The following is an 11,533-nucleotide window of genomic DNA, read 5'->3' as shown; positions in this document are numbered from 1 at the left end:
TCCCCAGATCGCCGTGTCGACTATCGAGATCGTCCCGGTCGTGTTGCCGACTCCGGAGGCGAAGGCCGTACGCGAGGCATTGGAGGGTCCCTACGTCCCAGATCCACCGTTGGAGGGGATGACCGCCGACATGTCGTTCTGGCAGGCGATCCTCGTGGCCTGGGACGCTCAACCATCGAGCCCCGGCAATCCCAACCACACCCAGCGCATCTGTCTGCGCCGTGACCAATGGGCCTACGTCCGAAGCTTTGTGGAATCCAGCGTGGACCTCCCCGAGGCTTTCGCCTGCATAGACCGCGACGTCGCCGCGAACGACCACCGCGCCAACATGCGCCGGTGGCTCCCGCTCACCAGCGCCCCCGAATGGTGGTGGCCCGCATGATCGACCCTTACCGCGTCATCCCCATCGCCGCTACCCCAGGATTCGTCTGGAGACACCTCGCCAAGGTCATCGGGGATAGCAGAGACCTCGGCGAAGGGGACGCGCCTTGGCGCGGTCTCCATGCCCGCGTCGCCGAGATCCGCGACGCCGTCGACGCGCAAGACCCGCGCACGTACGGAGAACTGCCCTCCTACACCGACGACACCACCGTCATGCTCGTCCTTCGCCGCGACCAATGGCTCTTCCTTGTCGAACTCATGCAGGGATGGATGCCGGTCACCGCAGAGCTAGAGGCGAGCAACCGGACTGCCGAGGGTCAGGAACTGATCAAGGCCTACCTCGACGACACTGCCCTCATCCGCGACGCCGTCGCCGAATCCGACCGCCAAGCCCAAGCCATCGTCGACGAGCACGCCGACAGCACCGTCGAGTGGATGCTCTGAGTCAGCGCGACAGCAGTTCCGGCAGCAGCGCGGCGGCCGAGCCGAGGCGGCGCAGCAGCTCCACGGCATCGCGTTCGCGGAAGCCGACCAGACCGCACGTCGGCGTCAGCACGGTGCGCTGCGCGACACCGGGCCCCAGTTCCAGTGGCCGCAGCACCGCCAGCGCCTCGTCGACCAGGGCGTCGACGCTCGGCAGCGGCGTACGCGGGTCGGCCGGGCCCAGCCCGAGCCACAGCCCGCTCCCCTCGTCCCTCCGCATCGACGCCTCGAGGTGCACGCCGACGCGGTCCAGCCGATCGGAGCGCTCGATCTTCGCCGGGTCCACGTACGCCGCCGGCACCGACCACGCCGGGACGGCCGCCTCGGCGAGTGCCTCCAGCGGCGGCAGGTTCTCGCAGCTGTGGACCGCGACCCGCGCCCCGGTCGAGGTCATCGCGCCCACGGCCTCTCCCAGCACCGTGGCAACGATCTCGAGCGGCACCGGGTCGTAGTGGCGGTAGCCCGAGGCGGTGCGGATCCGGCCCTGCAGGACACCTGACAGGCACGGCTCGTCCCACCTCAGGTCCACCGGCCCCGGCAGGCGGCGCTGCACGTCGGCGAGCCAGCGGCGTACACCACCGACCAGCGCCTGCGCGATGTCCCGGACGGCGCCCAGGTCGCTCAGCACCTTCTCGCCGCGCTGCAGCTCGAGGCAGGCGGCCAGCGTCCACGGCCCGACCACGCCGAGCGTGACCCGGCCCGGATACTCCTGGGCCTCCTCCTCGAGGAGGTCGACGTTCTCGCGGAGCCGGCGGGCGGCCCGGACCTGCTCCAGCCCGGTCCCGGGCGACAGCCGCCAGCCGCTGGGGACGCGGTCGGTGTCGACGCCGTCGAGCAGCGCGCAGCCACGCCCGATCATCCCGGACTCGGGGCCGCGGTCGGGCAGCTCGGGCAGGTAGGCCAGGTCGGGCAGTTCGCCGAGCGTCAGGCGGGTCGCGGCGGCCTGGTCGGTGCCGGGCCAGGACCCCAGGCCGGTGACGCGGGGGGCCGGGTCAGCCACGGCCGGCCAGTTCCGAGGTCCGCGCGGCGCTCTCGATGGTCGCCGCGACGACCACCCGGTCGCCGTCGTACAGCACGGCGGCCTGGCCCGGCGCCACGCCCTGGACCGGCTCGTCGAGCGTGAGCGTGCAGCCGTCGGCCGACAACTCCGCCGTCACCGGTACGGGAGCCCCGTGGGCGCGGAACTGCAGCTCCAGCCGGTGGGTCCCCACCAGCGGCCGCTGGGTCCAGATCGGCCGGATGCCGGTGATGCGGTCGACGGCGAGGTGCTCACGCGGGCCGACGGTCACGGTGTTGGTGACGGGTTCGATGTCCAGGACGTAGCGGGGCTTGCCGTCGTCGGCGGGCCGGCCCAGCCGCAGGCCCTTGCGCTGGCCGACGGTGAAGCCGTACGTGCCGTCGTGCTCACCCAGCGTCGCCCCGGACTCGTCGACGATGCTGCCGGGCCGCGCGCCGAGACGGTCGGTGAGGAAGCCGACGGTGTCACCGTCGGGGATGAAGCAGATGTCGTGGCTGTCGGGCTTCTTCGCCACCGACAGGCCCAGCGCGGCCGCCTCGGCGCGCACGTCGGACTTCAACGAGTCGCCCAGCGGGAAGAGCGAGTGCGCCAACTGGTCGGCGTCCAGCACGCCGAGGACGTAGGACTGGTCCTTGCCCGGGTCGACCGCGCGGCGCAGCTCGAGCCCGTCCGGCCCGGTCGTCAGGCGGGCGTAGTGGCCGGTGGCGACGGCGTCGTAGCCGAGGGCGATGCCCCGGTCGAGGACGGCGGCGAACTTGATCTTCTCGTTGCAGCGCAGGCAGGGGTTCGGCGTACGCCCGGCGTCGTACTCGGCGAGGAAGTCCTCCACGACCTCCTCGTGGAACTCCTCCGACAGGTCCCACACGTAGAACGGGATGCCCAGCTTGGTCGCCGCGCGGGCCGCGTCGTTGCTGTCCTCCAGCGAGCAGCAGCCACGCGCGCCGGAACGGTAGGACTGCGGGTTGCGCGACAGTGCCAGATGTACGCCGGTGACGTCGTGGCCCTGCGCCACCATCCGGGCAGCGGCGACGGCGGAGTCCACCCCGCCTGACATGGCTGCGAGTACCTGCACGGTCACGTCCTTCCTCGGTCACATCAGGGCACACGCCCTGGAAGCCCCACCAGCCTAAGGCCGAACCGTCAAAAACCCACCTTCTTTGCACCGGCAGCCCTCGCCTTGGCCACGACGTCGGGCAGCGCCGCGCAGACCCGGTCGATGTCGGCCTGGCCAGTGCTCCATCCCCATGACAGCCGTACGCTGCCGCTGCGGGCCTGGTCGATCCCGAGCGCCGCCAGCACGTGGCTGTCGCGCTGGACGCCGGCCTGGCAGGCGGCCCCGGCAGAGGAATCGATGCCGGCGCGGTCCAGCAACACCAGCAGATCCTCCGACTTCGCGCCCAGGATGCCCAGGTTGAGGATGCTGGGCTGCTGCCCACCATCGACGCCATCGAGACCGCGGACCTCGACCTCGGGCAGCCGCTGGGCAGCCTCGATGATCTGCGCGCGCCAGCGCCGGTCGCGCTCGTGGCGCTGCTCGCGTTCGGCGCGGGCGGCCCGCAGCGCGGCCGCCATCCCCACGGCCAGTGCCATCGGCACCGTGCCGCTGCGCACCCGACGTTCCTGGCCACCGCCGGCCCCCACCGGTACCAACTCGGCCTCCCGTCGGGCCAGCAGGATCCCGACGCCGACCGGCCCGCCGAACTTGTGGGCGCTGGCGCTCAGCAGATCCAGCCCCAGCGCGGCGAAGTCGACGGGCATGGTGTCGAGCGCCTGCACCGCATCGGTGTGGATCCAGGCACCGCCCTCGTGGGCCGCGGCGACCACATCGGTGAGCGGCTGCACGATGCCGGTCTCGTTGTTGACCCACTGCACCGACACCACGCTGCACCGGGGCGCGACATCAGCCACCGCGATCGGATCGACCCTGCCGAATCCGGCACCGCCCTGCCCCACCGGCAGCTCGATGCGTTCCCGGTACGGGACGGCAATGCCGTCGATGGCGGGATGCTCCACCGCGCTGACGGCGTACGCGGGTCGCTCCGGGCGGGCGCCGATGCTGCCCAACACGGCCAGCGTGGCGGCCTCGGTCCCGCCGCTGGTGAAGATCACCTCGGCCGGATCGGCCCCCAGATCCTCCGCGATCGACTCCCGCGCATCCTCCAGCAGCCCCTTGGCCGCGCGGCCGCTGCCGTGCCGGGAGCTCGGGTTGCCGGCCATCGCCCAGACCTCGGTCATCGCCCGGGCGGCCTCGGGACGCAGCGGAGAGGACGCAGCGTGGTCGAGATAGCTGCGATCATCACGGGCGCGCGGCTGGTCCATGCCCCGAGCAAACCACATCCGCACCATCGCGGGCCCCGGCTGTGCCCGCTGCGACACCCCGGCCCCGGCGCCGCTGTGCCACTGCTTTGCCGGGCAAGGCACAATGGTCCTGCCTCGCCGCGTGCGAGGTTTGTCATGTCCGCAGCGAGAAAGTAGGTCCATGGACGCCAACAGCACCACCGATGCCCCCTCGGTTGATCCCATCCAGGAGGCGCGCGAGGAGCTCGGCCCGCTGCCGCGACCGGAAAACTCGGCGGCGCTCGGCTCCCATCTCCGCGACGGTGGCGCTCACTTCGCTGTCTGGGCCCCGCGTGCGTCCCGCGTCGAACTGGCGCTGGTCGCCGAGGACCGCAGCCAACGCAACCACGACATGACCCGCGGCGACGACGGCGTCTGGTCGGTCTTCGTGCCCGGCGTCGAGGCCGAGCAGTGCTACGGCTATCGCGTCCACGGGGACTGGGAGCCGCCGCAGGGCAAGCGCTTCAACCCGGCCCGGCTGCTGCTGGACCCGTACGCCCGCGCCATCACCGGTGGCGTGGACTACAACGGTCCGATCCTGGACCACCCCAGCCATGACGACTATGAGCTGGACCCGACCGACTCGCTGATGGCCGTGCCGCTCAGCGTTGTCGTCGCGCCCAGCCCGCCGCCCAAGCCAGTGGACCGCCGCCGCCCGATGAGCGAGACGATCGTCTACGAGGCCCATCTCAAAGGCATGACGCAGCTTCATCCGGCCGTGCCGGAGCACCTGCGCGGGACGTACGCCGGGCTGGCGTACCCGGCCGTCATCGAGCATCTGCTCGATCTGGGCGTCACCGCGATCCAACTGCTGCCGGTCCAGCACTTCGTCTCCGAGCCCTTCATCGTGGGACGCGGGCTGTCGAACTACTGGGGCTACAACACGCTGGGCTTCTTCGCGCCCCACGCCGCCTACAGCGCGGTCGGCACCCTGGGCCACCAGGTCACCGAGTTCAAGGACATGGTCAGCGCCTTCCACGAGGCCGGCATCGAGGTGATCCTCGACGTCGTCTACAACCACACCGGCGAGGGCGGACACGAGGGCCCGACGCTGTCCTTCCGTGGCATCGACCACGCCGGCTACTACCGGCTCACCGACGACCTGCACAACGACTACGACGTGACCGGGTGCGGCAACTCGGTCGACACCTCCCAGCCCGGCGTCCTGGATCTGATCCTGAACTCGCTGCGCTACTGGGTGACCGACATGGGTGTGGACGGTTTCCGCTTCGACCTGGCCACCGAGTTGATCCGCGACGAACAGCACCACGTCGACCAGAACCATCCCTTCAAGCAGGCCTTCCGCAACGATCCGGTGCTGAGCCAGGTCAAGCTGATCGCCGAGCCCTGGGACATGGGTCCCTACGGCTACCAGGTGGGTCAGTGGGGTCAGGACTGGTCGGAGTGGAATGACCGGTTCCGCGACTACACCCGCGACTACTGGCGCTCCCAGGTCGCCGGCGTACGCGAGCTTGCCACCCGGCTGTCGGGCTCCTCGGACGTCTTCAACCACGGCGGCCGACCGGTGACCAGCTCGGTCAACTTCATCACCGCCCACGACGGCTTCACGCTGCGCGACGTGGTGTCGTACAACGACAAGCACAACGAGGCCAACGGCGAGGACAACCGCGACGGCCACTCCGACAACCGGTCGTGGAATTGTGGCGCCGAGGGTGACACCGACGACGAGGCCGTCACCGCGCTACGGCACCGGCAGGCCAAGAACCTGATGGGCACCCTGGTGTTGGCGGCCGGCGTACCGATGCTCACCGCCGGCGACGAGATGGGACGCACCCAGCAGGGGAACAACAACGCCTACTGCCAGGACAGCCCGATCTCCTGGGTGCACTGGGACACCCGCGAGGAGTGGGGCGACCTCTACGAATTCACCCGCAACTTGCTGCGGCTGCGTGCCCAGCACCCGGTGCTGCGGCCCGAAGTGTTCCGGGAGGCCGAGGAGATCGTCGACGACGAGGGCGCTGACCTGGGACGCAAGGAGGTCTACTGGTTCGCCGAGGACGGACCGATGACCGATGGCCACTGGAACGATGACGGTCGACGCAGCCTGGGCATGTACGTCTCCGACGAGGACGACGCCTTCCTGGTGTGGCACAACAGCAGCGGCAACGGCACCACGCTGACGCTGCCCAGCGAGCCGTGGGCCGAACACTGGAAGGTGGTCGCCAGCTCCGGGGTGCCCGGCGAACACGCCGCCGAGTACGCCGCGGGCGCGCAGGTCGAGCTGCACGGCCACAGCCTGCTGATGCTGCAGGCGACCTTCCGGGACGACGAGATCGAGCAGGTCGGGACCGCCGGCTCCGACGAAGAGGAATGAGCCGACCAGTCCGCTGACACAGCAAAGCCCCGCCTCGGTCGAGGCGGGGCTCTGCTGTTTGTGACCGTTGTCGCGGTGCCCGGCTCAGCCCTCGGCGACCGCCGCCAGGCCCATCTCGGCGCCCGACACCAGGCCGCGGTGGTGCGGAATCACTCGCACCGTGTAGCCCAGCGTGCCGGCCACTGCCGGGGTGACCTGGCCTTCGTACCGATACGTTCCGTCCCCGCCGTTGGCGTGGCTCAACACGTGGGTGCTGACCTCGTGCAGCACGTCGTGGTCGTCGACCTCGCCCGTGACGACCTGGACGGCCACGTCACCAGGCGACAGCGAACCGAGCCGGACCTCGACGGCAAAGTCGAGGGTGTCCCCCAGCGCAGCGACCCGGTCGTCCTGGTCGACCGAAACCACCTCGACCCCGGACCAGGCATCGCGTACGCGGTGCTTCCACTGCGCCAGGTCGGCCGCCAAGCCGTCCCGATCGAAATCGGCGCTCGCGTCGGCGGCCGGCAGGTAGAGCTCCTGTACGTAATCGCGCACCATCCGACCCGCGGTGATCTGCGGGGCGAGTCGGCCGATCGAGTCGCGCATCATCCGCAGCCAGCCGGTCGGCAGGCCCTGGCTGTCGCGCTCGTAGAAGAGCGGCACGATCTGACTCTCGATGATCTCGTAGAGGAACTCCGCCTCCTGTCGATCCCGCAACTGCGGATCGATGGTGGCCTCGGCCGAGGGAATCTCCCAACCCCAGCGCCGGTCGTAGAGCTCGTCCCACCAGCCGTCGCGGACCGACAGGTTCATGGCGCCGTTCATGGCCGCCTTCATGCCCGAGGTGCCACAGGCCTCGTAGGGGCGCAGCGGGTTGTTCATCCACACGTCACAGCCCGGATACAGGGTCCGCGCCAGCGAAATGTCGTAGTCGGGCAGGAAGACGATCTTGCCGCGTACGTCGGGCCGGTCGGCAAACTGCACCATCTGCTGGATCAGCGACTTGCCGATGTCGTCGGCCGGATGGGACTTGCCGGCAATGACGATCTGGACCGGGCGGTCCGGATCGTTCAGCAGCCGTGCCAGTCGGTCGGCATCGGTGAGCATCAGCGTGAGCCGCTTGTACGAGGCGCCCCGCCGCGCGAAGCCCAGCGTCAGGGTGTGCGGGCTGAGCGCATTGCTGACCCACTCCCCGCCGATACCGCGCTGGCGGCAGGAGCGCGCCAGTCGGACGCGGGCATCGGTGACCAGCTCACCGCGCATCTGTCGCTTGAGGGACCACAACGTGTTGTCGTCGATCCGGTCGATGGCCGACCAGTCACTGCCGTCGGTGACCGAGGCGGCATCGCCCGTGCGAGCCTCGACCAGCTCCAGCAGCTCGGGGTGCATCCAGGTCCGATGGTGGACGCCGTTGGTGACCGAGCGGATCGGCACCTCGGAGGTGTCGAAGGCCGGCCACAGGCCCTGGAACATCTCGCGCGACACGACCCCATGGAGCTTCGACACACCATTGGCGCGCTGCCCCAGACGGAAGCCCATCACGGCCATGTTGAAGACACCGGGGTCGCCGCCCTCGTAGTCCTCGCTGCCCAGCGCCAGCACCCGGTCAACGGGCAGGTCCCCGAAGCCGCCGAACTGGTCGGCCACCTTCTCACGGCCAAACCGGTCGATGCCGGCCGGCACCGGGGTGTGGGTGGTGAAGACATTGCCGGCGCGGGTGTGCTCCACCGCGGTCTGCCAGTCCAGGCCCTCGGCCATGTATTCGCGGATCCGCTCCAGGCCCAGGAAGCCGGCGTGGCCCTCGTTGCAGTGATAGACCGCGGGCGCGGGGCGGCCGGTGATGCGGCAGTACGCCCGCAGCGCGCGTACGCCTCCGACACCCAGCAGCACTTCCTGGGCGAGCCGGTGGTCGGCGTCGCCACCGTAGAGCCGGTCGGTGACGTGGCGCTGTTCGGGCGTGTTCGCGGCCAGATTGGAGTCCAGCATCAGCAACGGCACCCGACCGACCTGGGCGATCCAGACCTGGGCGGTGAGCTCGCCGTCGCCGAGCGGCACGGTGATCTGCACCGGTTCGCCGTCCTCGAGCAGCAGCCGCAGCGGCATGTCATGGGGGTCCAGCACCGGATAGCGCTCCTGCTGCCAGCCCGAGGCATTGAGCGACTGCCGGAAGTAGCCCTCCCGATAAAGCAGCCCGACGCCGATGATCGGCACGCCCAGGTCCGAGGCCGCCTTGAGGTGATCGCCGGCCAGGATGCCCAGGCCACCGGAATACTGCGGCAACGCCTCGGTGATGCCGAACTCGGCCGAGAAGTAGCCGATGCCGTGCAGCGCCTCCTCGCGGGCCTGCCGCTGATACCACAGGTCGGCCGACAGGTAGTCCTCAAGATCGCGGGCAGCTCGCTCGACATTCCGCACAAAGGTGGTGTCCTCAGCGAGCTCGGCGAGCCGGGACGGGCTGACCCGGCCCAGCAGTCGGGTCGGGTCGGGGCCCATCTCGTCCCACAACTCGGGGTCGACTGCCCGGAAGAGCAGCTGGGTGTCACGGTGCCAGGCCCAACGCAGGTTGAGAGCCAGTTCCTTGAGGGGTTCCAGAGCCGCCGGCAGGACGGGGTGGACGTTGAGTCGTCGAATCGCGCGCACGGCCCAAGGGTACTGGCTCCGCTCCCAAAAAACGGCGCATCGTCAGTTGAACTTTCGGTGCGCCCCGACCCCCCGCAATACTGGGCGACGACTTGGATAGCGTTGGGCACACCTGCACATCGGAAGGGGTCAGATGACACAGGCGGAGTCCGTCACCGGGTGGTCGGCACAACAGGCCACACCCCTACCCGTGACCCCGGCCACGAGCCGTGGGCTGTCGGGTGACCCCGAGTGGTTCAAGAGCGCCGTTTTCTATGAGGTGATGGTCCGCTCCTTCTGCGACTCCAACGGTGACGGCATCGGCGACTTCGCCGGACTGGCCAGCAAACTGGACTATCTGCAGTGGCTCGGCGTCGACTGTCTGTGGCTGCCGCCCTTCTTCCCTTCCCCACTGGGTGACGGCGGCTACGACGTCGCCGACTACACCGGGGTCATGCCCGAGCTGGGCACCATCGAGGAGTTCACCGAGTTCGTTGCCAAGGCCCACGACCGCGGCATCCGGATCATCATCGACTTCGTCATGAATCACACCTCGGACCAGCACCCCTGGTTCATCCAATCCCGACTGGACCCCGAGGGTCCCTACGGCGACTTCTACGTGTGGGCCGACAGCGACGAGGCGTACGCCGATGCTCGGATCATCTTCGTGGACACCGAACCGTCCAACTGGAGCTGGGACGAGGTCCGCGGCCAGTACTACTGGCACCGCTTCTTTGACCACCAGCCCGACCTGAATTTCGAGAATCCCCGCGTCCTGGCCGAGGTGAAGGACGCAATCCGGTTCTGGCTGGACCGGGGCATCGACGGCTTCCGACTGGACGCAGTCCCCTACCTGATCGAGGAGGACGGCACCAACTGCGAGAACCTGCCCGGCACCCACGCGATCCTCAAAGAGATCCGCGCGATGGTCGATGAGGAGTATCCGGGGCGGATCCTGCTGTGCGAGGCCAATCAGTGGCCCATCGACGTCGTCGAGTACTTCGGCAACGACGACGAGTGCCACATGGCCTTCCACTTCCCCGTGATGCCCCGGCTCTACATGGGGCTGCGGCAGGAGTCGCGTACGTGCATCTCCGAGATCCTCGCCGACACCCCGGTGATCCCGCCGGGCTGTCAGTGGGGCACCTTCCTGCGCAACCACGACGAGCTCACGCTTGAGATGGTCACCGAGGAGGACCGCGACTACATGTGGGCCGAGTACGCCCCGGACCCGCGGATGAAAGCCAACATCGGCATCCGGCGTCGGCTCTCCCCGCTGGTGGACGGCGACCACGCTCGGATCCACCTGCTGCACGCGATGTTGCTGGCGCTGCCCGGCTCGCCGGTGCTCTACTACGGCGACGAGATCGCGATGGGCGACAACATCTGGCTCAACGACCGCGACGGCGTGCGTACGCCGATGCAGTGGCACGACGGTCGCGGCGCCGGTTTCTCCACCGCCCCCGACGAGCACTTCTTCCTGCCGATGATCCAGGACCCGGGCTATGACCCGGCCACCATCAATGTGCAGGCCCAGATGGTCGATCCGGGCTCGATGCTCCAGTGGCTGCGCGCCATGTTGGTGATCCGTCGCAACCACGCCGTCTTCGGCACCGGCGCATTCCTGGACCTGGGCGGGGACAACGATGCGGTGCTGTCCTTCCTGCGCTACGACCAGTACAGCTCCATCCTGTGCGTCAACAACCTCTCCAGCGAGCCGCAACAGGTGAGCCTGGACCTGGCGATGTTCAACGGCGTACGCCCGGTCAACCTGCTGCGTGACCTGGACCACCCACTGGTCGGCAGCGAGCCCTATCGGTTGGAGGTCGCCCCGCATGGTTTCTTCTGGCTGCAGTTGAAGGACGAGCTGGTGCCCGAGGTGCCGGCACCGGCCGAACACGAGGAAGCCGTCCTGGCCCGCAGCTGGCCCGAGGACGACACCCCCGACTTCCCAGAGATCGAACCCGAGACCCAGCCCGACGCCTGAGCACGGGCCTCACCCCACAGTCCCCATCACCCACAGCGCCAGCCCATCACCACACCCGGAGGTCACCATGGAACTCAAGCGTCACCTCGAGTCCGCCCGCTGGTTTGCCGGCAAGGGCCGCCCCTTCCGCATCACCGACCTCAGCCTGCTGCCTGCCTTGGGCGCGGACGGCCACCATCACGGCGACGGGACCAACGACGCCGTGACGGTGCGCCCGGTGATCTGCGAGATCAGCTACGACGACACCGACGAACTGGAGTACTACCAGCTGCTGTTGGCTGCCCTGCCGGCCAGCGACGTACCTGAGGATCTCGACCCGATCATGGTCGCCGACGAGGAGGCGATCGTCGACGCGCTCGCCCTGCCCGCGGGATTGGACCGGATCCGGGCC

Annotated in this window: 8 protein-coding genes; 4 read left to right on the top strand and 4 right to left on the bottom strand. The window is 69.2% G+C overall.

Annotated features, from left to right (window positions below):
- Positions 1-13 precede the first annotated feature (13 nt).
- Together CGZ91_RS05775 and CGZ91_RS05770 are read left to right on the top strand one after the other, a co-directional pair.
- Complete coding sequence (locus CGZ91_RS05775; protein ID WP_144276804.1) at positions 14-382, top strand: hypothetical protein; 369 nt, start codon at positions 14-16, stop codon at positions 380-382.
- Positions 379-825 carry a hypothetical protein gene (locus CGZ91_RS05770; RefSeq protein WP_144276803.1) on the top strand — a complete coding sequence of 149 codons (447 nt, stop codon included), beginning with the start codon at positions 379-381 and terminating at the stop codon, positions 823-825. Before CGZ91_RS05775 ends, CGZ91_RS05770 begins: the two co-directional genes overlap by 4 nt.
- Before the next feature lies 1 nt (position 826).
- Here the strand turns inward: CGZ91_RS05770 and CGZ91_RS05765 are convergent, their stop codons facing one another.
- The 3 genes from CGZ91_RS05765 to CGZ91_RS05755 form a co-directional block, all read right to left on the bottom strand.
- Positions 827-1,864: a uroporphyrinogen decarboxylase/cobalamine-independent methonine synthase family protein gene (locus CGZ91_RS05765; protein ID WP_094453353.1), complete on the bottom strand. Its 1,038-nt coding sequence runs from the start codon at positions 1,862-1,864 to the stop codon at positions 827-829.
- Positions 1,857-2,954 (bottom strand): tRNA 2-thiouridine(34) synthase MnmA, encoded by a 1,098-nt coding sequence (gene mnmA, locus CGZ91_RS05760; protein WP_229116513.1) that lies wholly within the window; start codon positions 2,952-2,954, stop codon positions 1,857-1,859. Before mnmA ends, CGZ91_RS05765 begins: the two co-directional genes overlap by 8 nt.
- Positions 2,955-3,022: 68 nt before the next feature.
- On the bottom strand, positions 3,023-4,201 hold the full coding sequence (locus CGZ91_RS05755) for a cysteine desulfurase family protein (protein WP_094453351.1): 1,179 nt from the start codon (positions 4,199-4,201) through the stop codon (positions 3,023-3,025).
- 160 nt (positions 4,202-4,361) lie between these two features.
- Here CGZ91_RS05755 and glgX point away from each other — a divergent pair, with 160 nt between their 5' ends.
- Positions 4,362-6,554, top strand: coding sequence for a glycogen debranching protein GlgX (gene glgX, locus CGZ91_RS05750; protein WP_094453349.1), 2,193 nt, complete (start codon positions 4,362-4,364; stop codon positions 6,552-6,554).
- 84 nt (positions 6,555-6,638) lie between these two features.
- On the opposite strand, the gene glgP is transcribed toward glgX, so the two are convergent.
- Entirely contained in the window at positions 6,639-9,176 is a 2,538-nt protein-coding gene (gene glgP / locus CGZ91_RS05745) for an alpha-glucan family phosphorylase (protein WP_094453347.1), read from the bottom strand.
- Between the two features lie 190 nt (positions 9,177-9,366).
- Between glgP and treS the strand changes: the two genes are divergently transcribed.
- Entirely contained in the window at positions 9,367-11,142 is a 1,776-nt protein-coding gene (gene treS / locus CGZ91_RS05740) for a maltose alpha-D-glucosyltransferase (protein ID WP_267490231.1), read from the top strand.
- The last annotated feature ends 391 nt before the right edge of the window (positions 11,143-11,533 follow it).

Source organism: Parenemella sanctibonifatiensis (assembly GCF_002250565.1).
Lineage (GTDB): Bacteria > Actinomycetota > Actinomycetes > Propionibacteriales > Propionibacteriaceae > Parenemella > Parenemella sanctibonifatiensis.
Note: the sequence above shows the minus strand (reverse complement) of the source record. Positions and strands in the feature narration are given on the sequence as shown.

Bases quoted from the DNA above. Each gene is read 5' to 3' on its own strand.
- CGZ91_RS05755 (WP_094453351.1), bottom strand. From the start codon at position 4,201: ATGGACCAGCCGCGCGCCCGTGATGATCGCAGCTATCTCGACCACGCT.
- CGZ91_RS05770 (WP_144276803.1), top strand. From the start codon at position 379: ATGATCGACCCTTACCGCGTCATCCCCATCGCCGCTACCCCAGGATTC.
- glgX (WP_094453349.1), top strand. From the start codon at position 4,362: ATGGACGCCAACAGCACCACCGATGCCCCCTCGGTTGATCCCATCCAG.